At 41.6% G+C, this 26085-nt stretch carries 25 protein-coding genes and 1 tRNA gene; 14 read left to right on the top strand and 12 right to left on the bottom strand.

From position 1 onward, the window contains the following. Positions 1-130: 130 nt before the first annotated feature. Together HWQ58_RS13670 and HWQ58_RS13665 are read left to right on the top strand one after the other, a co-directional pair. Positions 131-808, top strand: a complete 678-nt coding sequence (locus HWQ58_RS13670; RefSeq protein ID WP_104908223.1) for a ComF family protein — start codon at positions 131-133, stop codon at positions 806-808. Between the two features lie 86 nt (positions 809-894). Next, positions 895-1350: a PPC domain-containing protein gene (locus HWQ58_RS13665; RefSeq protein WP_292863047.1), complete on the top strand. Its 456-nt coding sequence runs from the start codon at positions 895-897 to the stop codon at positions 1348-1350. A 150-nt stretch (positions 1351-1500) separates the two neighbouring features. On the opposite strand, the gene cobS is transcribed toward HWQ58_RS13665, so the two are convergent. After that, a complete protein-coding gene (gene cobS / locus HWQ58_RS13660; RefSeq protein ID WP_292863044.1) occupies positions 1501-2274 on the bottom strand; it encodes an adenosylcobinamide-GDP ribazoletransferase in 774 nt (257 codons plus the stop codon). A 374-nt stretch (positions 2275-2648) separates the two neighbouring features. On the opposite strand from cobS, the gene HWQ58_RS13655 reads away from it, so the two are divergent. The 5 genes from HWQ58_RS13655 (at position 2649) to psbM (ending at position 5501) form a co-directional block, all read left to right on the top strand. Beyond that, positions 2649-3101 carry a hypothetical protein gene (locus tag HWQ58_RS13655; protein WP_094347994.1) on the top strand — a complete coding sequence of 151 codons (453 nt, stop codon included), beginning with the start codon at positions 2649-2651 and terminating at the stop codon, positions 3099-3101. Between the two features lie 234 nt (positions 3102-3335). Beyond that, positions 3336-4484 carry a tRNA guanosine(34) transglycosylase Tgt gene (gene tgt, locus HWQ58_RS13650; protein WP_292863041.1) on the top strand — a complete coding sequence of 383 codons (1149 nt, stop codon included), beginning with the start codon at positions 3336-3338 and terminating at the stop codon, positions 4482-4484. Between the two features lie 102 nt (positions 4485-4586). Next, complete coding sequence (locus HWQ58_RS13645) at positions 4587-4724, top strand: photosystem II reaction center protein K (RefSeq protein ID WP_006195022.1); 138 nt, start codon at positions 4587-4589, stop codon at positions 4722-4724. Between the two features lie 186 nt (positions 4725-4910). Further along, complete coding sequence (locus HWQ58_RS13640; RefSeq protein ID WP_292863038.1) at positions 4911-5207, top strand: 2Fe-2S iron-sulfur cluster-binding protein; 297 nt, start codon at positions 4911-4913, stop codon at positions 5205-5207. A gap of 177 nt (positions 5208-5384) precedes the next feature. Continuing rightward, a complete protein-coding gene (psbM, locus tag HWQ58_RS13635; protein WP_084227279.1) occupies positions 5385-5501 on the top strand; it encodes a photosystem II reaction center protein PsbM in 117 nt (38 codons plus the stop codon). A 176-nt stretch (positions 5502-5677) separates the two neighbouring features. Here the strand turns inward: psbM and HWQ58_RS13630 are convergent, their stop codons facing one another. Continuing rightward, on the bottom strand, positions 5678-6529 hold the full coding sequence (locus HWQ58_RS13630) for a universal stress protein (RefSeq protein WP_292863035.1): 852 nt from the start codon (positions 6527-6529) through the stop codon (positions 5678-5680). Between the two features lie 620 nt (positions 6530-7149). Then, positions 7150-8721 carry an alkaline phosphatase gene (locus HWQ58_RS13625; protein ID WP_292863032.1) on the bottom strand — a complete coding sequence of 524 codons (1572 nt, stop codon included), beginning with the start codon at positions 8719-8721 and terminating at the stop codon, positions 7150-7152. 248 nt (positions 8722-8969) lie between these two features. Between HWQ58_RS13625 and HWQ58_RS13620 the strand changes: the two genes are divergently transcribed. Further along, entirely contained in the window at positions 8970-9983 is a 1014-nt protein-coding gene (locus HWQ58_RS13620; RefSeq protein WP_292863029.1) for a hypothetical protein, read from the top strand. A gap of 68 nt (positions 9984-10051) precedes the next feature. On the opposite strand, the gene HWQ58_RS13615 is transcribed toward HWQ58_RS13620, so the two are convergent. From HWQ58_RS13615 to psbZ, 5 genes are all read right to left on the bottom strand, one after another. After that, positions 10052-11317, bottom strand: coding sequence for a glutamate-5-semialdehyde dehydrogenase (locus tag HWQ58_RS13615; protein ID WP_292863026.1), 1266 nt, complete (start codon positions 11315-11317; stop codon positions 10052-10054). 4 nt (positions 11318-11321) lie between these two features. Then, positions 11322-11729 carry a hypothetical protein gene (locus HWQ58_RS13610; protein ID WP_094348002.1) on the bottom strand — a complete coding sequence of 136 codons (408 nt, stop codon included), beginning with the start codon at positions 11727-11729 and terminating at the stop codon, positions 11322-11324. Positions 11730-12403: 674 nt separating this feature from the next. Further along, positions 12404-12475: transfer RNA gene (locus tag HWQ58_RS13605), tRNA-Gly, on the bottom strand. A 148-nt stretch (positions 12476-12623) separates the two neighbouring features. Further along, positions 12624-13202 (bottom strand): 6,7-dimethyl-8-ribityllumazine synthase, encoded by a 579-nt coding sequence (gene ribH, locus HWQ58_RS13600; protein WP_292863024.1) that lies wholly within the window; start codon positions 13200-13202, stop codon positions 12624-12626. 193 nt (positions 13203-13395) lie between these two features. Further along, the gene (gene psbZ, locus HWQ58_RS13595) at positions 13396-13584 is read right to left on the bottom strand and encodes a photosystem II reaction center protein PsbZ (protein WP_292863021.1); all 189 of its coding nucleotides are present in this window, start codon (positions 13582-13584) and stop codon (positions 13396-13398) included. A 158-nt stretch (positions 13585-13742) separates the two neighbouring features. Between psbZ and HWQ58_RS13590 the strand changes: the two genes are divergently transcribed. Further along, positions 13743-16484 carry a CBS domain-containing protein gene (locus tag HWQ58_RS13590; protein WP_292863018.1) on the top strand — a complete coding sequence of 914 codons (2742 nt, stop codon included), beginning with the start codon at positions 13743-13745 and terminating at the stop codon, positions 16482-16484. A 12-nt stretch (positions 16485-16496) separates the two neighbouring features. Here the strand turns inward: HWQ58_RS13590 and HWQ58_RS13585 are convergent, their stop codons facing one another. From HWQ58_RS13585 to HWQ58_RS13575, 3 genes are all read right to left on the bottom strand, one after another. Continuing rightward, positions 16497-17240, bottom strand: coding sequence for a Uma2 family endonuclease (locus HWQ58_RS13585; protein ID WP_292863015.1), 744 nt, complete (start codon positions 17238-17240; stop codon positions 16497-16499). An 89-nt stretch (positions 17241-17329) separates the two neighbouring features. Then, complete coding sequence (locus HWQ58_RS13580; protein WP_292863012.1) at positions 17330-17500, bottom strand: hypothetical protein; 171 nt, start codon at positions 17498-17500, stop codon at positions 17330-17332. A gap of 187 nt (positions 17501-17687) precedes the next feature. Then, a complete protein-coding gene (locus HWQ58_RS13575) occupies positions 17688-18044 on the bottom strand; it encodes a DUF433 domain-containing protein (RefSeq protein WP_292863009.1) in 357 nt (118 codons plus the stop codon). A 413-nt stretch (positions 18045-18457) separates the two neighbouring features. On the opposite strand from HWQ58_RS13575, the gene abc-f reads away from it, so the two are divergent. From abc-f to HWQ58_RS13550, 5 genes are all read left to right on the top strand, one after another. Continuing rightward, positions 18458-20068 (top strand): ribosomal protection-like ABC-F family protein, encoded by a 1611-nt coding sequence (abc-f, locus tag HWQ58_RS13570; RefSeq protein WP_292863007.1) that lies wholly within the window; start codon positions 18458-18460, stop codon positions 20066-20068. Between the two features lie 100 nt (positions 20069-20168). Beyond that, the gene (locus HWQ58_RS13565) at positions 20169-20495 is read left to right on the top strand and encodes a DUF6825 family protein (protein ID WP_104908240.1); all 327 of its coding nucleotides are present in this window, start codon (positions 20169-20171) and stop codon (positions 20493-20495) included. Between the two features lie 145 nt (positions 20496-20640). After that, on the top strand, positions 20641-22326 hold the full coding sequence (locus HWQ58_RS13560; protein WP_292863004.1) for an AarF/ABC1/UbiB kinase family protein: 1686 nt from the start codon (positions 20641-20643) through the stop codon (positions 22324-22326). A 16-nt stretch (positions 22327-22342) separates the two neighbouring features. Next, the gene (locus HWQ58_RS13555; protein ID WP_292863001.1) at positions 22343-23080 is read left to right on the top strand and encodes a Stp1/IreP family PP2C-type Ser/Thr phosphatase; all 738 of its coding nucleotides are present in this window, start codon (positions 22343-22345) and stop codon (positions 23078-23080) included. A 693-nt stretch (positions 23081-23773) separates the two neighbouring features. After that, entirely contained in the window at positions 23774-23971 is a 198-nt protein-coding gene (locus HWQ58_RS13550; protein WP_292862999.1) for an NblA/ycf18 family protein, read from the top strand. Between the two features lie 474 nt (positions 23972-24445). Here HWQ58_RS13550 and HWQ58_RS13545 read toward each other — a convergent pair whose 3' ends face one another. Next, positions 24446-25999, bottom strand: a complete 1554-nt coding sequence (locus HWQ58_RS13545; RefSeq protein ID WP_292862997.1) for a serine/threonine-protein kinase — start codon at positions 25997-25999, stop codon at positions 24446-24448. Between the last annotated feature and the right edge of the window lie 86 nt (positions 26000-26085).

Below are 26085 nucleotides of genomic sequence, written 5' to 3'. Positions count from 1 at the left end.
TATTGGTCAATGGTCATTAGTCAAGAGTTACTAGCTAAATAATAAAAATGACAAAGGACAAAGGACAAAGGACAAATGACAAAGGACAAATGACAAATGACAAATGACAAATGACAAAGGACGATTCTAAATGCACGCTTGGATTAAAAATCTCACAGGCTTACTCAATCTTTTTCTCCAATCCCATTGCCCCCTATGTCAACGCGCAACTTCCCAAGAATTCTGTCAGAACTGCACCAGACAACTGCAAAAATGTCAACGTAAAGACCCGATTTCTTTATGGCAAGAGCCTATACCTGTGTTTGGCTGGGGGGAATATGGTGGCCCAGTGAAACGAGCGATCGCAGCAATGAAATACGAAAATCAACCCCAAATAGCTCGTCCTTTGGGTCAATGGTTAGGAGAAGCATGGTTGTTAAATTCACCAAGGCGAGATAGCCAGCCTGTAGTAGTTCCTATCCCACTCCACGCTAGCAAACAAAAACAACGTAAATACAATCAAGCCGCACTGATAGCCCAAAGCTTCTGCGAAATTACTGGATTAAAATTGAAACTAAACGGTTTAGCAAGAGTGCGAGAAACTGAAGCGCAGTTTGGTTTGTCGGTATCTAAACGAGAAAAAAACTTGGACAAAGCTTTTGCTATTGGGCAAGAATTTCGCCATCGTCCTCCAAATGTCCCTGTCCTGTTAGTGGACGACATTTATACTACTGGTGCTACTGCCAGGTCTGCTGTGCAAACACTTCGTCAGTATGGAATTGTGGTTTTAGGATTAGTAGCTGTAGCCACTGCCGTCAAAGACGGGTAAATCAAGAATTAACGCGCAAGCTTCGACTAATAAGTGGATACATTGACCGAATTAACCTATTTTTGTAGAAAAATTGCTTAAAATGTATGAATAAAGTTTTTGCGGCAGGTTTAAAACAACTCATCATCATTCCTGCCACATTGCTGGCAATAGGCATTAGTACAAATGCAGCTTTTGCTCAAAATAAATTATATAGTCCAATTCCTTTATCTAACAGTACTGAACTTTCCGATAGCCTGTCCGACAAAGACATTCCCACAGGTCAAGGCGGGTTTGCCCGTGATTACACTGTGAAGTTGCAGAAGGGCGATAATTTAGCAGTTGACCTATCATCGGAAAACTTTGACAGTATCATTACACTGCTGGCACCTGATGGTTCGACTCTGGCAGAAAATGATGATGGTCCTGATGGTAGTAGCAATTCCTTACTCTTTACTCGCATCGTAGAGACAGGGAATTATGTTATTCGTGTGCGGTCTTTTGGGGAAACTGGGGTTGGGACTTTTAAACTCAAAGTGACGAAGTTGCAACCGATTAAATGAAGTGGGCATTGGCCAAACAGGGCATGGAGAAGAGATGAGGGAAACAAGGAAGAGGGGGGAGATAAGGGAGAGATTTATTCAATAATTCCCCCTTGTCTCCCTATCCCCCTCATCTCCCCCTGCTCCCCTGCCTCCCCCACTCCCCATTTCTTAAAAAACGGTTAATACACAGAGAAATAAGGCTTCAGTCCACTCAACGACTGCGCCGTAGGTATCTCCAGTGTGTCCACCTAATTTGTGGTTGAACCATGCACCAGTTAAAGTGGCGATCGCACTTCCAACAACTATGATTGTCAGTGCGAAAAATAGCTGCTGTTTATCTATTAGCCAAAGTAAACCACTCAAACTAAACAACAACAACAATCCCGGTAACAAATCTTTGTAAGAACGAATGGCTTGTTTGTGAAATGCGCCTTTACCAGTTGCTTTCAGATAAGGATATCGGGCGATCGCTAGTTGCTGTCCCCAACGTCCCCAGCCACAAGCAGCCATCAGCAATAACCAACGGTTTTCTGGTATATCCGCTAAAGCTGTTATTTTCAGTATCACCAAGGCGATCGCAGCCATTGCTCCAAAGGCTCCTGTAGCACTATCTGCCATCACCTCCAGTCGCCGATCTGGGTCACCCACTGCTAAACCATCGGCAGTATCCATTGCCCCATCTAAGTGCAATCCTCCAGTTATGGCAATCCAAACACTTACTACCAAAGTACTACGAGTTAGCACGGGCATACCAATATAATCTATTCCCGTATCCAGTAACCCTAAAATTCCCCCAATCATCAACCCGACAAGGGAAGCAAGACGTGCCACTCCCCGAAAATCCAATCCGTTTAAAAAAGGTAGTGGAATAATTGTGTAAAATATAATACTAGCTGCCAGCTTTAACAGCAGCTTTTTCCACCACTGTTGCTGTTTCGTCATCTAAATTACATTATTTTTTGGTAAATTGCTAGATAATAGTCTTTATTTCGGTACAACCAACATCAGTAGACTTTAAAACTTTAGATAAGATTTACTTCCATTAAACATTCTCGTTAAAAATTTTGTTATGCTGGTCTAAGTGGCAATTAAATAATTGGAGTAATTCCTTATACATAAACAAGTATTTAGGAAGTTAAAATTCCATTAGGGAGTAAAATTTGTGTTTTGTATTCGTCAACTAAAAACTTACTCCAAATTATTAGACGATTGTCCCATAAAATTGATATTTTTTTAAATGTAGGGAGTAAACAAGCTATTCAATTATGACAGTTTAGCTATGTTGTTGCTCTTTTTAGCTCAATCGCAATTTTCCTATGAGTCACCATCTACCCGACACCAGGATACCAGCTCCGTGCATTATTAACACGGGCATCATTGTGAATAAGCTCGACATCCGGCGATTGCTGGCAGATTTAGGTCGAGTCCACTACATCTACACCCAAGAAGATAAGGTACTGAGCGAGGGTGAAGGGGATGTGATGGAAGTTTTTGCCAATCCGCAAAGGTCTACCTTAGTGGCTAACCGCGCGCTATATCTGAATGTTTGTAGTTTTGATTACTTGGAACTAAAACAGTCGTCGCAACAAGAAACCTACTTCGATTTGATGCAAGAAGGAGTGTGTCTGCGGTTAATTCCCCGATCGACACCTTTACAAGAGCGACGAGAGCGAAGCTTCAATGTCAGCGCTATAGAAGCGATGATGGAACAAGTACTCTCAGCCAGGTGGGATGCAGAAATTGACGATGACTGTTCTGATTCTTTCTAAATAACAATTATTTAGACTATATACTCGTAAAGTTGGTAACTAGGTTAGTAATGAATGCTTAAGTGTTCGCTAAAACTCAATTACCAATTTTGATATTTGTCGATAATTTAGCCAAATAATATTAATCTTGCCCTAATACCATTTGGTTTTATGGCTGCTAGTTATGGATTTCTGAAACTCTTTACCGATTAGTGTTTCACAATCCAAAATCTAAAATCTAAAATTCTAAATGGCATGAGTGCGAATTTTTCTTTTCAATGTCTTGCTTGCTGTAGTCAGACAAAAGCTAGAGCAGGAGTGTTTTTCACCCCTCACGGTCTTGTAGAAACCCCCAGATTTATGCCAGTGGGAACGCTGGCAAATGTCAAAACTATTACTCCATCTCAGCTACGAGATACTGGGGCGCAAATGATCTTATCCAATACTTATCATCTTCACCTACAACCAGGAGAAGCGATCGTGGCTGGGGGTGGTGGGTTGCATAAATTTATGGGTTGGAACGGCCCAATGCTCACAGATTCGGGTGGGTTTCAGGTCTTCAGCTTAAGTGAGATGCGAAAAATTACTGAAGAAGGCGTAACTTTTCGCTCGCCCCATGATGGACAAATTATTAACTTAACACCAGAGCGCTCCATTGAGATTCAAAATACTTTGGGGGCCGATGTGATTATGGCCTTTGATGAGTGTCCGCCCTACCCAGCGACTCGCCAAGAGGTAGAAACTGCAACTGAGCGCACTTACCGCTGGTTAGAACGCTGTATAACAGCTCATCAACGCAGCGATCAGGCGTTGTTTGGGATTGTCCAAGGGGGCGTGTATTTGGATTTGCGTTGCCGTGCGGCGGAAGCTTTGGCTAAGTTGGATTTGCCCGGATATGCCATTGGTGGCGTGAGTGTGGGCGAACCGCCAGAATTGATGGCTGAGATTGTCAAAGTGACAGCACCGCTTCTACCCCCTGAAAAACCGCGTTACTTGATGGGTGTGGGTACTTATCGGGAAATGGCGATCGCGATCGCATCTGGTATAGATTTATTTGATTGCGTCATTCCCACTCGCTGGGCAAGACATGGTACAGCGATAGTCCAAGGCGGACGCTGGAATTTAAAAAATGCTAAGTTTCGTGACGATTTTACGCCATTAGATGAAACTTGTCCGTGCTACACTTGTCAAAATTTTAGCCGTGCTTACATATCTCATTTAGTGCGATCGCAAGAAATTTTGGCTTATACCTTGTTGAGCATTCACAACATTACTGAACTAATTCGCTTTACGCAAAAAATTAGAGAAGCAATATTGATCGATCGCTTTGCCGCAGAATTTGGTCACTGGCTCAACGAAGAAAGGGGAGATGAGATAATCGAGAGCGGAAGAGCAGAGGATTAATCACAAATGACAAATGACCAATGACCAATGACCAATGACCAAACCATGTTAAGATACTTCTCAATTATGAAAGCTATGTTGGATAGGTGGATTTAAACAAACATGGAAGCAGCACTTTTATTAGCAAAACTGCCAGAAGCTTACCAAATCTTCGATCCTTTGGTAGACGTTCTCCCAGTTATCCCCGTATTCTTCTTGTTACTTGCTTTCGTTTGGCAAGCAGCTGTGGGATTTAGATAAGTTAATCTATTGTTCAATTTATAGGACAGGTAGAGTACCTGTCCTATTTTTTTTGCAGCGCCGTGTTTGATAAAGTTAATATTTATTAATATTTTGCAACAAATTATTATAATAAATAAGATGTTAATCAAGCTATGTCAATATCAAGCCTTGAAAGCCAAGCTTATAGTTAAGGAGGAATTAGTTGTGGGTAATATCAAATTCATCAAAGAAAATAAAGAAGTAGTGGCGGCAGATGGTGCTAATCTCCGCCTCAAGGCGATACAAAATGGCATTGACATATATAAATTGATTGGCAAGATGACTAATTGTGGTGGTAACGGTCAGTGTAGTACTTGTGTTGTGGAAATAGTCGAAGGACTAGAAAATCTTTCCCCCCGCACAGACGTAGAAAACCGAAAATTCAAGAAAAAGCCGGAAAATTACCGCCTTGCCTGTCAAACTTTAGTGAATGGCTCAGTCAGCGTAGTCACGAAGCCTTAAGTTCTCAAATCTGTCATGTATCCAGTCAGTAGTCAAAATACTTACCAAAATTGAGTTTCCCCTCTACGAGACGCTACGCGGATATTTTGAATTTTGAATTTTAAATTGGTATAACTCTGTCATCGTTGATGCTATCCTAATGTTGTTGACTGGAAATTTAAGAGAGGCTTTCTTGCCATGCAAGTTAATGACCTGGGATTCATAGCGAGCATTTTGTTCGTACTAGTCCCTGCTGTGTTTTTACTAATTCTGTACATCCAAACTGCTAGCCGCGAAGGTGGAAAAGATAGTTAAGAATTTGTGTATAAAATAAATAACCCCTGCGCCAATAGTGTAGGGGTTTTTATTTATCAACTATCAATTTAGTGCTGTTAGCGTAGCCTGTGGTCGGTGCTGAATAGTAAAGACAAGACAAATCTTATTTCTTTACTATTTTATGATAACAATTATTATACTCAGCACTGTTTACTTTAAGCGATTGTCCGCGCCAACAATACTGGACAAGTGGCATTGACTCGAACATAGTCAGACAAGGAAGATCCGATGAGCCGATCTATATCAACAAAACTCTTAGCGATCGATGGACGACGATCTGGAGAACCGAGCAATAATAAGTCTATATTCAACTCTTCTGCCAATCGACAAATTTCTTCACCAGGCTTGCCACTGCTGATATAAGAACGAGATTGGATACCTTGTTTTTCAGCTTCTGCAACAGCGGCTGCTAAAACTGGATTTTTATCTGAATTAACCTGGGTTATTTCCGATTTTTTACCGCCAAAATCTGTACTAATATTTGCCAAAATTAATTCGCCTCCCGGAATATCTCGGAGTAAAAACAATGCCAATTTCAAGCAATTTTTTGCTGAATCAGAATTGTCTATTGCCACCATAATGCGCTTAATTCTTTTAACATAAATGTCATCTTTTACCAGCAACATGGGGCGAGAAGATAGTTGGAAAACATATTGACTGACTGAGTTTGATAAAATCGATTGCAGCCGTTTCAGTCCGCGTGAACCCATAATAATCAAGTCAGCGTCGATTTCATCAGCAACTTGGCAAACCACATCTTTAGGGTCGCCTTCACGCAAAATTGAAGAAACTTGGCTAGGATCTAAGTTCAAGGTTTGAATGGCATTCGCCAGAATTTTACCACCATTTTCCCATTTAGCTGTCATGGTAGTAGCAGTTCTTTGTGCAGGAACAACATGCAAAATTGTAACTTTTGCAGATTGAATTGAAGGGATTTCTTTCAGGGTTTTGAGCATTTCCTCTGCGTGTCCCAATCCCGATACAGCCAGCAAAATTCTTCTGATCATTTTACGTAATTTTTGTGAAGTTTACTTTTGTTTTCGCTGTTGGTACTTGGCTCTGGTCGGATTTTCAGCACCTTACTTGACAACCTAGTTAGTAAGTCGGAACAAATAAACTTTGTTTTTTAGTATTTAACACTTAAACAAACGGCAAAGGATAAAAAACTAAATAAATGTTTAAGTTTATTTGCACTTAGTTATTTAAACTTTTAACTAGACTTCAACTATTAAGCATACTCTCAATGTAGCCCGATGAACTTAATAAATTATAATGTTAGTTATTATTTTTAATCTATGTTAAGTTTTTTTAATTAAGAGTTGGTTAAGTATTGCAAAGAAATGCTAAAACAACTCTTCAGCAAAATTGATTTAGTGTAATCTTTAACAGGCGATCACTTCCGACTTGAATAGTGTACACTCCTGCTGAATTAACCATATTTTCTACCTTTTTTAAGTGTTTTGCAATTTTGGTAACTCAGATAAAATTGCTATATCCGAACACCCGCAAAATGCAGGATAACAACATCCGAATTCGGATATTTTAATAGTCGGAATTATATTTAAGGCTATATTGAAACCCTCCAAATATAATCTGAAGGGTTTGTTTGATTGCTTGTGAGATTTGCTTAACTTAGAAGTGCCCCTGGTTGTCCGTTTTGGACTACAAACGAAGCTAGGGTTTTGACAGAGGCATTGATGTCAACGATACTTGATACAACGCGATAGTCACTTTGCCAGCGTTTTGGAGTCAGGTTGCAGCGGACGTATCCTCGGTAAGCACCGTCAAAGAACTTAGTATGAGGATTGTTGCTTAGGGAAGCTTGAGCTGGAGCAATGAATGCCGTGGGAAAATCAGATGTAATTGAAGTTCCTACAAACTCAGTGCCTACAGTCGGCGAGTTTGGGTTATTGAAATCAAGCTTGAGGTCGTGTACCCAACTAGAATGGATGTCTCCAGTAATTACCACCGGATTAGAGGGTTGGCGCTGGTTGAGAAAACTCAAGAGCCGATTACGTGCAGCCACGTAACCGTCCCACTGATCTACATTGAAGACACTGACACCTGGACTACTATTGAAATTGTACTCGGCTAGCATGGTCTGTTGAGCAATCACATTCCAGCGCGATCGCGATTGGTCTAACCCTTTTCGTAGCCATTGCTCTTGTTCTGAGCCGGTCATTGTAGCATTGGGATCAAAAGCTTGGGAACAGCGAGGCTTCACTCCGTCATCACAAGGTTGATTAGTGCGGTATTGCCTGGTGTCTAAGACGTTGAACTCAGCTAAATTACCGAAAGTCAACCGCCGATAAAGCAGCGCGTCTGGGCCCTTGGGCAATGAAGACTGACGTAAGGGCATGTGTTCGTAGTAAGCTTGGTAGGCATTGGCTCGGCGTTTTCTAAAAGCTTCTTGGGTCTGGTTATCTTCCGGGATTAAGTTGGCGTAGTTGTTGTCAACTTCATGATCGTCCCAAGTGACAATCCAGGGAAAAGCCGCATGAGCAGCTTGGAGATTTGGGTCAGTTTTGTACAGGGTGTGGCGATCGCGGTAGTCGCCAAGAGTGATAATTTCTGGACTATTATGCTGGCGCGGGCCACCAGATTGTGGCCCGTATTCATAGATGTAGTCACCTAAATGAACCACAAGGTCGAGGTTTTCCTCAGCTAAATGCCGATAAGCCGTATAGTAGCCATTTTGCCAGTCTTGACAGGAGACAAAAGCAAAGTTCAGTTGTTGGGTATAGCTATAAAATGCTGGTGCTGTGCGAGTCCGTCCAATGGAGCTAACTTCCTTACCTGCTTGAAATTGATACCAGTACCAACGGTCAGGGTTTAGCCCACGGACATCAACGTGGACTGAGTGTGCTAACTCTGGTGTCGCTAGTACTGTTCCTCGCCGCACAACCTGTTTCATATTTTCATCAAGGGCAACTTGCCACCGCACTGGAACATTTACCAGTGGCATTCCACCTCCAGAGAGTGGATTTGGAGCCAGTCGTGTCCAGATAACAACACCATCCGGCAAAGGATCGCCAGAGGCAATACCAAGACTGAACGGATAGCTAGAAAACCTTGAGTTAGCCAATATCGGATGCCATTGACTAGCTATTGTTAACCCCGTTAAGAATCCTGCACCCAACAAAAAACTCCGCCGTCTGCACCGATTTGCTAGGAGGCGTGTGCCATCCATAAGTTCCATATTCACCCCTATTCAGATGTAAATACAGTTGGCAAACTTTAGGAAGGTCAGTTGTGAAAAGCACAAATAATGGCTTGATTTGACTTGTTTCCTAATTGCTGCTCAACCAAACACAAGGAACTTAGCAAACTAGGATCAAGCAGAAATTAAGATTTTGTTAAGTTTAAAATTGAATTAGAGGATTGGGCATTGAAACTGGGATAAATTTGTGGCCCATTTAGACCCACCAGCAAAATAGTAAAGAATTTATGACAGTTAACGATGCAGCTTTAGGAGGGATTGAAAGAGTTAAGCAATTGCTGACGCATGGAAAGGTTGAAGAAAAAATTGATGCCCTTCTAGATGCTTTTGAGTATGGAGAAGCTGGCTTAGACTTGATTATTCAAGCTTTACAGAACTCAGAAGTTGATGTTCAAGAAGCAGCTTATTGGCTACTTCAAGAAAGTACAGAGCCAAAAACTAAACTGGCATTACAGCTATACAACCCATATTTATTTTTTGAGTATCTTTTTACTATTGAAAGGTATACAGATGAAGTTTGCAGGATAGCTTGTGTAGATATAAATCAAGAGTTGCAAACCTTAGTTACTTGTAATTATGACAACATAGTTCAAGTGTGGAATATGCAAACAAAACGAGTAATATGCACATTTCAGCCAGAAGCAACGAAGGAATTCGATCAAATCGCGATCGCACCCAATAATCGCGTTTTAGGACTTTGGAATTGTAATGATTATGCTGAAGTGTGGGATCTAAAAACAAAAGAAAAAATCTTCAGTACACATCGGCGCTCAGATTGGTTTTGGTATATTGCCTTTAGCCCAGATGGTCAATCATTTTTAAATGCTGTTGACGGAGAAATTTTTGAATTGTGGGATATACAAATAGGAGAAATAATTTTCTATATTTCTATGTTTGAACTGGGTCATAATTTTATCTATTCAAATTCGCAAGTTTTAATAACTCCAGAACAAGGCTTTTACCAAAAGTATAAAATATGGGATTGGCAAACACAACAAGTAATTTGCACCTTAAGCCTTTCAGGGTATATGCCTGTAATTACTGTTAGCCACGACCAACGCTTTTTACTTAGTGGTAGTCGAGAAAATGGAACCATTAAAGTGTGGAATATTCCGACAGGATATGAACTTTGTAGTCTCACAAGTCACTCATCGTCAATTACTCGTCTTGCAATTAGCTCAGATGGACAAAGACTATTTGTTTGGAGTGGAGACAGCACCGTTGAGGTGTGGGGAATTTAATTATTCACAGTGATTTGAGATAGTTTTACTTCAAAATTCCGAATTCTACTGTAGAAATTACGAATTATTTAAAACCTGCCATTTCCCTGAACAATGTGCTTAACGGTGGTCAAAGTTTCCAGGCTGATAAATCCCCGACGATGACCTTTTTGGTTAGACATGCCGAGAAATACTGAATCTCCCCGCGAAGGGTTACGGGAAAAACGCGGAGAAGTGTTGATGTAGGTAGAGGCACTAGTAACTCCTAAGGCAAACTGCCGACTTTCCTGGTAGGATTCAGTCACGATGGAGTCGGCATGACCACTGCTGTATTCATTAATCCAGGCGATCGCAGCCTCTAAGCTATCCACCAGTTTAAAAGCTACTGTCCTCGTTAAATAAGGGTTTCCCCATTCGCCTTCCTTCACTAGCTGCAATTGGGGAAAGGCTTGTACTAGTTCAGCATCTCCTTTAATTTCAAAGCCTTTTTCTATCAAGCTATTCCATAAAACGGCTAAAGATGATGGCAAGGCTTGACGATGAATTAGTACCTTTTCAATGGCGTTGACTTGATCGGGTTCACTTTGATGGCTATTAAGAATCATCCAACGCACCATTTCCAAGCTGCTATTCAGCGACCAGTAGAGGTAACAGTTACCCATCGCTGACTTTAAAACTGGGCAAGTTGACTGTCGGACTACCTGCTGCACTAAGCTAGAACGTCCGTAGGGAATCACTAAATTCATGTACTGGTCTTGGGTGACTAAATCCCGAATCGAAGCACCATGTTCGGCTGTAATCAGTTCTACACAACCTGGTGTGAGTCCAACTTCTGCGATCGCATTTTGCAGTGCCTCAGCGATGGCGGTGTTGGAATGGCTAGCTTCGGTGCTGCCTTTGAGAATTATACAATTGCCAGTTTTGATACAAAAACCCGCTGCGATCGCCCCTAAATCGGGAAACGCCTCATAAATAAATCCAATCACTCCCAAAGGCATTAATTGGGTGTAACTTTGGGAATCTTCCAGTTGATAATCAGCAGTTCTGACGCGTCGCAACGGATCTGATAGTTCCCCCAACCGTTGTAAAATGTCTACTGTCATCTCTAGCCTTGTGGGAGTCAGCTTCAGCCAATCCAATATCAGCTCAGGCACTGCCATTTCCCGACTGGCTTCTAAATCCAAGGTATTAGCTTCTAGAATGTCATCAAATGAGCGCTCAATCGCCTTGGCCATTGCTAATACTGCACGACTGCGGTCTGCTCCCTTTGTGAGTCCCAACTTTAGGGAAGCTTGATAGGCTCGTTGGGCACTAGTAATCGGTTCGGGGTGGTCATCTAAAACTTCAACAGTCATTGAGTTAACGTCTGTAGGTAAGCCAGACCATTAGCGCTGGCAGAATAGCCAATAGCACCGCCACCATTGCCCAAGCAATAATGCTGGAACCATTTGCCAATCGCAGTGCTAATGGCAGCCATATAATCACTAGCACGAAAATAATGCCAAGTGCTATAGGCAGATAGCTTTCTCCCAAGCGGGGATGGACAACATGCCAACTATTTCCCATCCAACGCCAAGCCCGTTTGTAGGGATAGGTGGTAGAAAGCTGTTCTAGGACATGACCATTATCCTCTACCACAAAGATTTGCTGACAGCGATCGCAACCAAATGCTTCTGTCAGCGTAATCGGAATTAACTGACCCCGGCGACGACAGGGACAGGGGTATTCGGTATTGAAATCGATTTTTTCGGGTTTTTGAGATTGCACAAGCGTTCTAATAACTTGAGCGTGTTTTACATGAACTGCGAGAATATAATGCCTTAGAGGCTTCTGTGTTTATATACATAGAAAAGCGATACAAACATTGTCCTGATTAAATATAGTAGATGCAGCTAACTTTAAGTATACTAGTTGCCAAATTAGTACGGAGTTATCTATTTGTAGTCTTTCCCCGTAACTGGCGATCTTGTTTAAAAACTTCCTTCTTTTCATCTGTCGCTTTCAAGGTAATGTGGTTGCGTTTTTGGGGATTTATTATGCTGACACACCTGGTACAATTTTAAGCATAGGTAGCAACCACTCCTAAAGCAAATCCTTTGGGAAGGCTACGCTCGTAAACAATACACATCAACAAACCCGCTAATTCCCCTTTAGGCCAATATATATTACTATCGGTTCTCAAGGTTAGATCGATATTAGATCCAATCTCTATTCCTTAAAGTTCACAAGCGTTTGCAAAGCGGGAATTGCTAAAACATCTATTATTGTAATGTGTAACTCTTTGTCCAAATATCCAAATATGTAGATTGTGGCTAATCTTGACCGATCTGTCCATATTTGGAGCAGTTTACAAGAGTGCAGAGCTAATCTACGAACACTTCAACGCACCCTAAAAACACTAAACCTCTTGGAATTGTTAAATTCAAGAGGTTTTAGTTGGAAGCGGGTAACGCGATTCGAACGCGCGACATTCACCTTGGCAAGGTGACGCTCTACCACTGAGCTATACCCGCGATCATCACCCAAATACTAATATCTCAGATTTATTTGTCATTGTCAACCCCTTAATTTGGTCATTGGTCATTGGTCATTGGTCATTGGTCATTAATTGATGCTTAGTAACTTTAAACAAATGACAAAGGACAAATGACTAATGACGGATTAGCCGAGTTCTTCTGACTCCACAGTTAAATTGCCGACACTGGTACTTTGAAAAGAGGGTGGTAAAGACTGGCTATTACGAGAATATGGCTCTGCCAGGTTAGAACGCAGTTGCCGCATCAGGCTAGCCATTTCTAGGGCATTCAGAGCGTAATCCCAGCCATGATTACCTTTTATGCCTGCCCGTTCTAGGGCCTGCTGCATAGTATCTACTGTCAAAATGCCAAAAATTACTGGCACCCCAGTTTGAAAGCTAGCGGCGGCAATGCCTTTAGAAACCTCTGAGGATACGTAATCAAAATGGGGGGTTTGTCCTCGAATGACTGCGCCAAGACAAATTACAGCATCATAACGATGGGAAATTGCTAATTGGCGAGCTACTAAAGGTACTTCAAAACTTCCCGGAACCCAAACATAGTCCACTTGATTACCTTGGGGATTAGGGTCTACACCGTGACGTTTTAAACAATCTTGACATCCCTCTAGCAGCTTTCCGGTAACGAGGTCATTGAATCGACCAATCACCACTGCAAACCGCAAAGGCTCCGTTTGGGTAAAAGTTCCCTCGAAAACTACCATGACTGCCTCTTTATCAACTATACTTTTGGCCAATATACATATTCTTATTTAAATGTAGAGGAGCAGGAAAGCGTGGTCAGGATGAGGTTATCAGGAAAAAGAAAAAATCCCTTGTTTCCCTTAACCTTTGACCTTGGCTTTTCTGCCCCTCTAGTTCTTATATTATGTGCCTGCGCCAGAGCGAAGCCGTCGCCTACACAACAAAAAAGTTTAACAAACCAACTAAAAACACCAAACCAATCCAGACACCAGAACCAAGCCAGAGCAGTTTTTTAGATTCACCCCAATTTTGGGGAGTGGCGTAAGCAACCGGAACTCCAACAACGAGGACAAAAGATAACACCACTAAACCTATCAAGGCAAATTGGAATATTATGGTCATTTTTGCTTCTCCCAATACAGCGAAATACTAAGGATAGAATATCCTAAAGGGCGACACTGACACTTTCTTATTATTTTTAAGCTAGCAGAAATTGCAACATTTTTGTCATTTGTTCTTTGTCTAAGTATCAATGACTAATGACTAATGACTGTAAAACTATGGATTTAATTCTTTGCCACACAACAGCAGATTTTGACGCATTAGGAGCAGCAGTAGGGTTAACACGCCTACTATCGGGAAGCAAGATTGTGCTAACTGGCGGCTCTCATCCTACGGTACGGGATTTTTTAGCATTGCATCGGGATGAATATCCTCTGATTGAACGCCGTTCGGTGAATCCAGAAAAAATTCGCTCTTTGACTGTGGTGGATACACAACAGCGCGATCGCTTGGGTAAAGCTGCCCAGTGGTTAGATTTACCTAGTTTAAAAGAGATTATAGTTTATGACCATCACTTAGGACAAGAATCAGATATTCCCGCGACGCGATCGCATATTGACTCAGTAGGAGCCGCCACAACTTTAATCGTTGAGCAATTGCAACAACAGGAAATTTCCTTGACTCCTGCCGAAGCAACTGTGATGGCTTTGGGTATCCACGTTGACACTGGCTCTTTGACATATGACCAGTCCACACCACGGGATGCCTTAGCTTTGGCTTGGTTGATGCAACAAGGGGCTAGTTTATCAGTAATTTCCACCTACCGTGACCCCGGATTATCTCCGCAATTGCAGCAGCTATTAACTGAGGCACTGGAAAGTTTAGAAGATATCTGTCTACATGGATATACGGTTGCTTGGGTAACTTTGAAAACTGAGGCTTTTGTGCCAGGGCTATCGAGCCTAGCTTCGGAACTTGTGGAATTAACCGAAATTGATGCCCTACTGTTGGCTAACGAGTATCCTTTAGGTGAAGAGGATTCACGCTTAACTGTAATTGGGCGATCGCAAATTTCCAAAACGAATCTTAACCTATTATTCCAACTCTTGGGTGGCGGCGGTCATTCGCAAGCCGCATCGCTAAATCTAAGGGGAGTTGATTCGCAGGCAATATTAAAACAACTCCTTGACGGGATAAAAGCACAAATTCCCCATCCCCTCACTGCTAGGGATTTGATGTCTTCTCCTGTCCGCACGATTCTGCCTGAAACCACAATTGCCGAAGCCCAGCGCATTTTATTACGCTATGGACACTCTGGTTTATTCGTAGTCGATACTCAAGGGCAACTAGTAGGTATTATTTCGCGGCGGGATATTGATATCGCCTTACACCACGGATTTAGTCATGCACCAGTCAAGGGCTACATGACCAAGAATCTCAAAACGATTACACAAGATACGACATTACCACAAATTGAGTCACTGATGGTGACTTATGATATCGGACGCTTACCAGTATTGGAAAATGAGCAGTTAATGGGCATTGTCACCCGTACTGATGTCTTGCGGGAATTGCATCAAGAAAGGGATAAAGACCAAGAGAAAGAGCAAAAATTCAAAATTCAAAATGACGCTCACAGACTCGCTAACGCTGCGCTAACAAAATTTAAAATTCCTCTCAGCACTGAATTGCAAAATCGCCTTGCTCCCCAACTGTGGCAATTACTCACTACAGCATCGCAAGAGGCAGAAAAACGGGGTTGGCATCTTTATCTAGTAGGCGGTGCGGTGCGGGATTTGCTATTAACAAAAGCAGTAGCGGGCACTTTGATGATTAAAGATATCGATCTTGTGGTTGATGGCTTTCATAAATCAGCAGATGTCGGTGCTGGTGTGGAATTAGCAAAGGCACTCCAACAACTTTACCCTATGGCTCGCTTAGAAATCCACGGAGCTTTTCAAACTGCGGCTTTGTTGTGGCACAAAGACCCAGAATTAGATTCTCTCTGGGTAGATATTGCCACTGCTAGAACAGAATTCTATCCTTATCCAGCCGCAAATCCAGAAGTTGAGGCGAGTTCCATTCGTCAAGATTTGTATCGCCGAGATTTTACCATCAACGCCCTCGCCTTGCGCCTGACTTCCCCTCGTACTGGTGAATTACTCGATTTTTTTAGTGGATTACTGGATTTACAAGCTAAACAAATTCGGGTTTTACACGCCAATAGCTTTATCGAAGACCCCACCCGGATTTTTCGTGGCGTGCGCTTTGCGGTGCGCTTCGGATTTCAGATAGAATCGCAAACTGAAGAGTTTATCCGTTATGCCATCAACAGTGGTGTTTACGATCGCACTGCTCAAGAGAATAGCAGAACTCCAGCCCTGCAAACTCGACTGAAAACAGAATTAAAACACATCCTAGAAGCCCCCTACTGGAAATCAGCTTTACAGTTACTCGATAACTTAGAGGCATTGCAATGCATCCATCCTACCCTGAAGCTAAACGCAGAACTCTTGCGACAATTACGTTTGCTAGAACGCTGTTTGCGGCGATTTGACCCGCAACCAACCCTCATTCATTGGGAAATGCGTTTAGAAGCGTTAATCGCCCATCTAGCACCACAATATCGGGCAAAAGTAGCAAAGAACTTACAACTGCAAGAAGATGGTGTTAAACGCTTGCAAAACTTGGCTTCCGCTCAAACTGAGGTAATGGAATCTTTACCTAAGTGTCAAAGTCCTAGTCAAGTAATGCAGTTGTTGCGACAGTACGATTTACCAATGCTGATTTTAATCGCTGTGCAAAGTCCGCCATCGCTTAGACATCAGATTTGGGAATATTTAACTGTTTGGGCTAATGTGCAGCCACTATTGAATGGCAATGATTTAAAAAAACTAGGTTACAAACCAGGACCTCAATATCGACAAATATTAGATGATATGCTTGCTGCTACCTTGGATGGAGTAATTAAAGATAAGACTGAAGCTGAGGAGTTTTTAGCAGAACACTATCCTAAATAAAATAGCTCTGGTCTAAATTGTATCTGGATTGATATTTAACTCCCGCAGTTTTGCTGCTAAACGTTCAGCTTTTTGTTCGGCTTGTTCAGCTTTTTGTTCAGCTTGTTCAGCTTTTTGTTCGGCTTGTTCAGCTTTTTGCTGTACCTGTTCTGCCGTTTCTTCCGGTGTTGGTATTAGTTGCCCTTCTCGTGTAAAAAACCGCAATAAACCTTCATAAACTCCCAAATATAAATCTAGTTGATGACTCCACAAATATCCTTGTTCACTTGCTTGTAGAGGTTGATATTCTCCATCTACTAAATGAAATCCCGCAAATTCTTGTGTGTAAGGGTCAAACCAAAAATAATCGGGTGTGCGGAAGGTATCTTGATAAATTGTTTTCTTTAAATCTTTGTCAGTATTCGCTGTTGAGTCAGACAAAATTTCTAGAATTACATTCGGATATTTGCCATCTTCTTCCCAAACTACCCAGCTTTTACGGGTTTTACGTTCACATCCCAGCACAACAAAAAAATCTGGTCCTCGGAAGTGTTCTGATTTGCGTTGGCGTGGACTGTAGTAAATAGTCAGATTTCCAGCTGCATAGAAATCATTTCTATCTCGCCATAGCCATTTTAGGCATTTGAGTAAGAGCATGATTTGCTCTAGATGAAGTTCGCTTTCCAAGGGAGGTTCATCGCTATATAAATCACCAGGAGGGAATATAACATCTTGACAGATGCCTTCTTGAGAATCTAATTCTTGAGCAATAGTCATAGAATGGATACGGCACCAAGTAGTTATGGATTGATTTTAGCAGTGTTATGGTTAGCGAGGCCTAGCGTACTGTAGGTAATCGCCTATTATTAGGGTAATGGTAAATAAACTATTCTGTCTTGATATTCATCGTCTTCTGATGCCAAAGCAATTATTATAAGTTCTTCTATATTTTCACCAATACTTAAATTTGGATTGAGGATGAAAATTCCTGGTAAGTGACGATTAACAGCGATATGGTCAGCTAAATGTACTGGCATATAAGTTCGGTTATTTGTCACTAAGATAAAATTCTTATCCTCATACCAACACAGGATTTCTAGATCAAGTATACTTTTTAGTGGAGTTCCTATTCTCCTATCATTTTGATTGCAATATCAGCTTCTCGTAGTCTAATTTGATTTGGATATACAGGATTAATATTTTCATCAATCAGATATTGCAGTGTCATGCTTGCTGTTTAGCTTGTCTTTCAATTCGGAGTTGGCGCAGTTTTTCTGACACTGGCGGGGGATTAAGCCGCTGTTGTTCTCGCATTCTATGACCATGTTCTATCCAGTTTTTCATGTAAGCACTGACAGTTTCTTTGTTTTGGAGATAATAAAGAATTGTTGCATATACTTGCTCTAAAGATATTGTTTGATAGATTTGGGCAATTTCTTCTGAAGAACGTCCACAATCAATGTATTCATAAAGAATTGTTTCAATTCCAATTCTTGAGTCTTTGAGTCTAATATCTTCAGAAGAGAGAAAGTTGAAATACTCTGCAATATGTTTGGTAGACATAGATTGACCTATATTCATAGTTAGTTATTATATATAGTAATTTTTTTGTTCAAGTGATAAGCTTAACGGCATAGCTATCGCTTACCGCTCTACATTAACGCTTGGGAAACAATGCGATCGCATCCTCGCTTTCCGAAATACCTTAGTGCTACACTGTAGTCAATATCAAACCTCATCACAATTCCAATGAGATAGCACAAATGAAGTAGTACCAAACACCTGTTGCACTAAAGCAACAAATGTCAACAAAGAATAAACGCAACTAGTTTGACAGGGTTACTTCACATAGTCATGTACTAAAAATATTGTCATCACTCCTATCTACATAGAACCGTTTGACTAATGTCTGAGGCTGAGTTTTTTTGTGTCTAATCTACTCGTAAATTTGGGAAACACGCGGGTGGAAGTTTGCGAATTGAGGTTTGAGAAGAATGCCGAAAAAATCAATATTGTTAGCTGAGAATTTAGCTTACGAACTCAGCGTGGATAGCACTTTGTTTCAAGGAGTTCAGGTAAGTATTGAAGTAGGTGATCGCATCGCTTTAGTAGGTTGCAACGGAGTAGGAAAATCAACCCTTTTCAAGATACTTGCAGGTCAAATTAACCGATATACAGGTTCAGTTTGGTGTAATGGTATTGTCTACTATTTGCCACAAATTAGCACTATCAGGCAAGAAATTACAGCAGATACAGTACTTAATTTTTTGATTTCTATCTCTGATGAATGGTGGAAGATTGAGGATATTTTGCAAACACAATTTCACACAAAAGTTGACTTATCTTTACCAATTGCTAACTTGAGTGGTGGAGAACTTACTAAACTGTTTTTGGCGATCGGTTTAGCTCAAGAGCCAACCTTGTTATTACTTGATGAGCCAACTAATCACATGGATTTGCAAGCATTAGAAAGCTTAAGACACTTTCTTTTGAATTTCACAGGTGCGTATGTAATTGTCTCTCATAAGCCTTTTTTCTTAGACCAAGTAACAGAAGTTACCTGGGAACTTATACCTGTTGGCTTGAAAATATATGGCGGTAATTTCTCGTACTATCGAGAACAGAAAGAAATAGAGTTAGAAGTAGCATTGCGATCGCACGAAGCCGCCAGAAAGGAACTCAAACGTACCCAAGCCACAGCGATGCAAGAACAGCAACGCGCAGCCCAATCTAGTCGCAACGGTCGCGCCAAGTTTCTGAATGGTAGTATTGATAGAATGGCAGCAGGACTGATTAAAACCAAAGCTGAGGTGTCTACCGGAACTGCGAAAAACAAACATGAAGCAGCAGTAGCAAAGGCTAATCAAAAGGTTGCACAGACAAAGGTCAAAACTGCCAAAGTAACAAGTATTCAGCTAGAAGAAAAAAATCAAAAGCGCCGAAATCTAATTAATATCCAGGGTGCGAATCTTAGGATATCAGAGCGTCTATTGATTCAAAATATTCAACTGCATATATCATCTGGCGATCGCATAGCCATTATCGGCGCAAACGGTTCTGGTAAATCGAGTTTGGTAAAGGCAATTTTGGGAAGGGAAAACCAAGCTGCGATTTTAGAATCAGGTGAAGTTTTGCTTGCACCAGCCATGAAAGCTGTATATCTCGATCAAACCTATGAATTGGTAAATCGTCGATACACAATTCTGGAAAATATGCAAGCTGCCAATCCTCATCTCAGCTATCAGCTTTTGCGTCAACAACTAGGACACTTTCTGTTTAAATATGATGACGTTCACAAAAACGCCTCTGTGCTGAGTGGAGGTGAATTGGCAAGATTAGCGATCACTATGATTAGTATCTCAGAAATCGATCTACTGATTCTCGATGAGCCAACTAATAACCTGGATATTGAAACTGTTGAACAAATGGTAGTAGGTATCAATGATTACCAAGGAGCGCTTTGGGTAATTTCCCACGATATCGATTTTCTCAGCCGGATAAACATTACCCAAGGTTTCAAGTTGAGGGAACAAACTTTGCAAATGACAACTTATTTACCGAGTACACCAGAGCAATATTATCGAGAGTTGCTAGGAATATCATAAATAAAGTGATCGCCTTATGTAAATTTCTAGCTCAACAACAGAAGCCGTAAAGCATACAGGCAAGTTATAATTCTCTTGCGGATCAACGTAACAAAAATTTATGAGTAACCCCATTGTGCAAGCCTTTTTCGTAGGCAGAGCAGTAGCTGAAGTAGTTAATGAGCGTTTAGAAGTCGCCTTGACCGATGCTTTGAGCGATCTGGGCAAATTTGACGCAGAAGCTAGAGAGCAGTTGCGCCAGTTTACAGAAGAAGTCCTAGAGCGGGCAAATCGGGCAACAGAAGCAGCTAATGCCAGTCAACCTACCACAGGTACTGGACAAGCCAGTTCTGATTCCGGTGACTTGCAAGCAGATATTGATGAATTACGAGCCGAAATTGCCCTGTTACGAACAGAATTGCAACATTATCGTAGAGCTTCTGCATAAATTTTAGTCATTAGTCATTGGTCAAAAATTATGTACAAATGACAAAAGACAAATGACAAAGGACATTTAAGAAAAAAACAGTTTAGGAATCAGAGTGTCTTTTCTTCCAAGTGATTCGGTCGCAAACCAACGGTACACAAAGTATATGGAACAAGGTTATTCAGAGAAAGCATACCGTTGGAATCGGGAAAAATACTCTAGCAAACGGCGTTTTGTGGACATTTGGTCTTTTGTCTTGACCTTACTGTTCAAACTTTGGCTATACAACAAATCTTGGAGTTATCCGGGAGGTGTGACTGATGTAAAGCAAGCTGCAAGACGCAAAACCCAAGCGGTTTGGATTCGCAATACTCTACTGGATTTAGGACCAACCTTCATCAAAGTTGGGCAACTGTTTTCTACCCGTGCTGATATATTCCCTGGTGAATATGTAGAAGAACTAGCCAAGTTACAAGACAAAGTACCCGCATTTAGTTATGAGCAAGTAGAAGCGATCGTTGAGAAAGAACTAGGCAAGAAAATTCCTGAACTCTTCGATAATTTTGAACCTATTCCCTTAGCTGCTGCTAGTTTGGGGCAAGTACACAAAGCTGTGCTACATACTGGGGAATCGGTTGTTGTCAAGGTGCAACGTCCTGGACTAAAGAAATTATTTGAAATAGATTTACAGATTCTCAAAGGAATTACCCGCTACTTTCAAAACCATCCTAAATGGGGGCGGGGACGAGATTGGTTGGGTATTTACGAAGAATGTTGTCGCATTCTTTGGGAAGAAATTGATTATCTTAACGAAGGTCGTAACGCCGATACTTTTCGCCGGAACTTTCGCGGCTACGATTGGGTGAACGTCCCCAGAATATACTGGCGTTATGCTACTTCCAGAGTGCTAACTTTAGAATATCTCCCTGGAATTAAAATTAGTCAATACGAAGCTTTAGAAGCAGCAGGTTTAGATCGAAAGGCGATCGCTCGTCAAGGCGCTCAAGCCTACTTACTACAATTACTCAATAGTGGCTTTTTCCACGCCGATCCTCACCCAGGCAATATTGCTGTTAGTGCAAATGGTGCTTTAATATTCTACGATTTCGGCATGATGGGGCGGATTAAGTCCAACATCCGCGAAGGATTGATGGAAACACTGTTTGGTATTGCCCAAAAAAATGGCGATCGCGTTGTGCAATCTCTAATCGATTTAGGCGCGATCGCCCCAACCGATGATATGGGCCCAGTACGGCGTTCCGTCCAGTATATGCTGGATCATTTTATGGATAAGCCCTTTGAAAATCAATCAGTCGCGGCAATCAGTGACGACCTTTACGAAATAGCTTATAATCAGCCATTTAGATTTCCAGCAACTTTCACTTTCGTGATGCGAGCCTTTTCTACCCTAGAAGGGGTAGGCAAAGGCTTAGATCCAGAGTTTAACTTTATGGAAGTTGCCAAACCGTATGCAATGCAACTTATGACCGATATGAATGGTTCTGAGGGGAATAGCTTTCTGAACGAATTAAGTCGTCAAGCAGCTCAGGTAAGTAGTACCGCCTTTGGTCTACCACGTAGATTAGAGGATACACTGGAGAAGCTAGAGCAAGGAGATATGCGCTTGCGCGTTCGGTCTATAGAAACCGAACGCCTGCTGCGGCGACAGAGCAGTATTCAGCTCTCAATAAGCTATGCTCTGTTAATCAGCGGTTTCACACTTTCAGCTACTATTTTAGTGGTTAAGGATTATGTATGGTTGGCACTGCTGCCTGGTTTAATTGCAGCGGCGCTTTCGGCGATCCTGATCCGATTACTTTTACGCCTCGACCGTTACGATCGTATGTATTAATTGTTGCAAAAAAATTATGAAACTTAATTTCACGGGTTTTAGCGATCCGGGACTTATTCGTTCTAATAATCAGGATGCTTACTATATAGACCCAAAAGGACGATTTTTCGTTGTCGCCGATGGTATGGGTGGTCATGCCGGAGGTGAGGAGGCAAGTCGCATTGCCACTGGAGAAATTCAGGCGTATTTGGTAGCAAATTGGGAAACTTCTAAGTCTTCTCAAGAATTGCTAGAGCAAGCTTTGTGGGGAGCCAACGAAGCGATTTTGCAGGATCAGCAAAATCATCCCGAACGCGCCGATATGGGGACAACGGTTGTAGCAGTAATTTTTCGCTCTCCAGAGTCGCCTTGGTGCGCTCATGTTGGCGATTCACGGCTGTATCGCTTGCGAGAGTCGCACCTAGAACAAGTAACGGAAGACCACACTTGGGTAGCACGAGCAATCAAAATCGGTGAGATCACCTTAGATGAAGCACGATTACATCCTTTTCGCCATGTATTATCGCGCTGTTTGGGGCGCGAAGACTTGCATCAAATTGATGTGCAACCACTAGATGTAAAAATTGGCGATCGCTTGCTGTTATGTAGTGATGGTCTTACAGAAGAACTTGTCGAACAGAAGATTGCTAGCTGCCTTCAAAATAGTCCTTGGCTTGATAAAGCCGCCATCTCTCTTGTTGAGGCTGCCAAAGAGCATGGAGGACATGATAACATCACAGTTGTTATCGTCTCGCTTGAAGAAAATAGTCATTAGTCATTGGTCATTGGTCATTGGTCATTGGTCATCGGTCATTGGTCGATGCTTAGTAACTTTAAACAAATGACAAAGGACAAAGGACAAAGGACAAATTTGGTAAATATACTCAGTAATTTGTTCAGCGTGAGCATTTTTCCTTTTTACAATTTGATACAAATATTTTTAGCCTCTAAAATTACCTCAAGAGGCTAAATTTGTATAAATTGGTAAATTGACATCTTGCACGTAATAAGGTAACGCGACTATAATTCACGCTTATTACCATTAATTCCCCAACCTCCTTAAAATCTCCACTTTCCGAAGTTTCCTCCACGCTTGGAGAGACAGTATCTTAGGCTTTTTAAACACAAAGACTAAGACAGGTTTTGCATAGCACCAGATATTCTCTTTAAAGGAGATTTGTGCAAAGCAGAAAAGAATTAGGGAGGTAGTTATACCTATCTGAGACTAAATAGAGCTTATTTTCCGGAATATGGTTCAGCTGACTTGGGTGGTATATCAGTAGGATTAGGTGCAAGATATCAGAGCAGAAAAAGTCCACATTTTGGATGTGGGCAATCTGTCAAACAATTGTTATCTTTCGTAATACGGAGGAACAAATGTTGGACAGATATGAGTCCAAATATTATCCTATTTGGACTTCTGTGAGTGATATCACCTTTACGCGTTGTTTTTTCGGAGTAATTTATTATGAATCAACCAATGAAACTATCCTTGGAACAGCAATTCAGTATCTGCTCATTTGCTACTCAGGTGCAGGATATGAGCCACGATCAAGCTAAAGATTTTTTAGTCAAGCTCTATGAGCAAATGGTCGTGCGCGAGGCAACTTATCAAGAGCTTCTTAAACACCAGTGGGGCTTAGATTCCGGTTCCACTATGGCATAGAGTCGTTCTAATGTCGCAGTGGGCGACCTCCTTCTCTTGCTTGGTTCCAAGGAGGAAAAGAGCTGGGGATGTCGGGGCGTCAACTTCGATAAGTAATTCCACAAGAGTGGTACAAAAGTTAAATTCCCGAAATTAACTAAGAATGAGTAAACATTGTCTACAGCATATTTGCTGGAGTCTAGACTTAACTTTAGCTAGCTTTGCAGGCTAAATCTGTTGTTTGCTTTAGCCAAACCTCTTTTTGTTTCGTCTCGTCTGAGAATCTTACCTGCATAAATTTACAATCTACTGAAATATTTGCACAGGAAGATTCAGAGAGAATTTGGATTCCACTGCTTTAGCAGCTAGTAATTTCACTCTTTATACATATAACTAGAACTTACATCTTTATATATATTTTGTTTATAAAACGTTACATTGTTTGAGTGACCACCTTTTATTTTCATATAAAACACGTAACATTAACAATTATGCCTAGCTGGAAAGATCGTATGGAGAATCTGTATCAATACTTTCCAGTTTTGTTAGAATTTGAGGCTTAATCTTTTCGTACTCGTTTTTGAGTAAACTTTTACTGATTTGCGGGTCGGCAGAGGACATCAACGTATTGCTCATTGTGACCCACTCTTGCAGTCGTTGGCGCTGGGCAGAAGCGATGCTGGAAAGTAAGATGTGGGTACAGGGATTTGGTGCTTCTCGTGCAAAGAATAACAAGCGGTAATAACCTGTGTGCTTTAGTAACCGGGCAATTTCTTGACCAAGGCTGGTTTTGAGATCGAGGTAATAAGGCAACCATTTAGCACCATGCTTGCGGTTGTAAATGACAGTAATCCATAACAGCATCGGATGGGGGATAGAGATGAACAGAAATTGGTTATAGCGGGTACAGAGTAAGCGTTTTTGAATTTCCTCTTGCGGTAGCATCACCCACAACGCGGGTAAAACTTCCCCATTGGTATGAATGGGCTGGGGAAACACAATATCGGCAATTGGTTTCTTTTGGGGCCAGGAAATAGCACGAGCGATTTCATCGTTTGACCAGGATACCCGCAAATCGGCTTTGGTCTTTTGTTCGAGCTCAGTGCTAGCTGTAGTCGTAGGAACTAGGGCATGGTCGACTTGCTGAATTTTGCGTGTATGCTCAGGCTTTTCTAAAGATGCTAAAACTTTGAGGATTTCAGCAATAGTTTGGGGGCGATCGCGTGCTACTTTAGCTAGACAACTCATCACTAAATTTTCGATTTCTTTTGGTAGTTCTAATCCAGGCGCAGCCTCAGCAAAAGAACGTGGTTTTTGGTAGTGATGTGTTTTATACCACGCACCAAAAGAGTGAGTTGGTGCCACCAGTGGCATTTTGCCCGTGAGCATCTCAAACATCATGACGCCCAAACTATAAATATCAGCACGGTTGTCTAATTCCTTACCCTCCATCTGTTCGGGAGAAGAATAAGCCAATGTCCCCAAATAAAATTTTGTATGGTCGCCATCTGACTGTAATAACTTAGCAATACCAAAATCTAGAACCTTGACCAATTCTCCAAAACTGGGATCTTGAATCACCAGCATATTGCTTGGCTTAACATCACGATGGATAATTGGGCAAATAGTGCTATCAACCGGGATGCCATCATGGGCACACTGTAGCCCCAGGCTAAGTTGACGCGCCATACTGAGGAATCTTGCTAAAGGCAATCGTTGCTTGCGAATAATATTGTTCAGGCTTTGTCCTTGTAAGTATTCCATGACGTAGAAGGGGATGTTATTGTCATCTACCCCATAGTCCATAACTCGGACAATATGGATACTTTTTTGCCCTAGTAAAGCACAGGTTTTTGCTTCTCGCTCAAAGCGGTCTTGCAATCGCATCTTTTCATTTTGGATTGATAGAGCTAGAAACTTAACTGCAACAGGTACACCTCCCAACAATGTATCTTTAGCACGATAAACCCGACCCATTGCTCCAGTACCAATTAACTCTTGGAGTTGGTAGCGTTTGCTGAGTAAGCGACCAATGTTGGGGTCTGACATAGAAAATTCGACTCCAAAAGCAGGTTGTAAGCCCTGACTATCTAATTAGTATTTAAGAGCTTGAGACTCAAGCACAGCGAGAAGTT

The sequence above is a fragment of the Nostoc sp. LPT genome, assembly GCF_017115165.1.
Lineage (GTDB): Bacteria > Cyanobacteriota > Cyanobacteriia > Cyanobacteriales > Nostocaceae > Nostoc.
Note: the sequence above shows the minus strand (reverse complement) of the source record. Positions and strands in the feature narration are given on the sequence as shown.

Bases quoted from the DNA above. Each gene is read 5' to 3' on its own strand.
- HWQ58_RS13670 (WP_104908223.1), top strand. From the start codon at position 131: ATGCACGCTTGGATTAAAAATCTCACAGGCTTACTCAATCTTTTTCTC.
- HWQ58_RS13665 (WP_292863047.1), top strand. From the start codon at position 895: ATGAATAAAGTTTTTGCGGCAGGTTTAAAACAACTCATCATCATTCCT.
- cobS (WP_292863044.1), bottom strand. From the start codon at position 2,274: ATGACGAAACAGCAACAGTGGTGGAAAAAGCTGCTGTTAAAGCTGGCA.
- HWQ58_RS13655 (WP_094347994.1), top strand. From the start codon at position 2,649: ATGAGTCACCATCTACCCGACACCAGGATACCAGCTCCGTGCATTATT.
- tgt (WP_292863041.1), top strand. From the start codon at position 3,336: ATGAGTGCGAATTTTTCTTTTCAATGTCTTGCTTGCTGTAGTCAGACA.
- HWQ58_RS13645 (WP_006195022.1), top strand. From the start codon at position 4,587: ATGGAAGCAGCACTTTTATTAGCAAAACTGCCAGAAGCTTACCAAATC.
- psbM (WP_084227279.1), top strand. From the start codon at position 5,385: ATGCAAGTTAATGACCTGGGATTCATAGCGAGCATTTTGTTCGTACTA.
- HWQ58_RS13630 (WP_292863035.1), bottom strand. From the start codon at position 6,529: ATGATCAGAAGAATTTTGCTGGCTGTATCGGGATTGGGACACGCAGAG.
- HWQ58_RS13625 (WP_292863032.1), bottom strand. From the start codon at position 8,721: ATGGAACTTATGGATGGCACACGCCTCCTAGCAAATCGGTGCAGACGG.
- HWQ58_RS13620 (WP_292863029.1), top strand. From the start codon at position 8,970: ATGACAGTTAACGATGCAGCTTTAGGAGGGATTGAAAGAGTTAAGCAA.
- HWQ58_RS13615 (WP_292863026.1), bottom strand. From the start codon at position 11,317: ATGACTGTTGAAGTTTTAGATGACCACCCCGAACCGATTACTAGTGCC.
- ribH (WP_292863024.1), bottom strand. From the start codon at position 13,202: ATGGTAGTTTTCGAGGGAACTTTTACCCAAACGGAGCCTTTGCGGTTT.
- psbZ (WP_292863021.1), bottom strand. From the start codon at position 13,584: ATGACCATAATATTCCAATTTGCCTTGATAGGTTTAGTGGTGTTATCT.
- HWQ58_RS13590 (WP_292863018.1), top strand. From the start codon at position 13,743: ATGGATTTAATTCTTTGCCACACAACAGCAGATTTTGACGCATTAGGA.
- HWQ58_RS13585 (WP_292863015.1), bottom strand. From the start codon at position 17,240: ATGACTATTGCTCAAGAATTAGATTCTCAAGAAGGCATCTGTCAAGAT.
- HWQ58_RS13580 (WP_292863012.1), bottom strand. From the start codon at position 17,500: ATGCCAGTACATTTAGCTGACCATATCGCTGTTAATCGTCACTTACCA.
- HWQ58_RS13575 (WP_292863009.1), bottom strand. From the start codon at position 18,044: ATGAATATAGGTCAATCTATGTCTACCAAACATATTGCAGAGTATTTC.
- abc-f (WP_292863007.1), top strand. From the start codon at position 18,458: ATGCCGAAAAAATCAATATTGTTAGCTGAGAATTTAGCTTACGAACTC.
- HWQ58_RS13565 (WP_104908240.1), top strand. From the start codon at position 20,169: ATGAGTAACCCCATTGTGCAAGCCTTTTTCGTAGGCAGAGCAGTAGCT.
- HWQ58_RS13560 (WP_292863004.1), top strand. From the start codon at position 20,641: ATGGAACAAGGTTATTCAGAGAAAGCATACCGTTGGAATCGGGAAAAA.
- HWQ58_RS13555 (WP_292863001.1), top strand. From the start codon at position 22,343: ATGAAACTTAATTTCACGGGTTTTAGCGATCCGGGACTTATTCGTTCT.
- HWQ58_RS13550 (WP_292862999.1), top strand. From the start codon at position 23,774: ATGAATCAACCAATGAAACTATCCTTGGAACAGCAATTCAGTATCTGC.
- HWQ58_RS13545 (WP_292862997.1), bottom strand. From the start codon at position 25,999: ATGTCAGACCCCAACATTGGTCGCTTACTCAGCAAACGCTACCAACTC.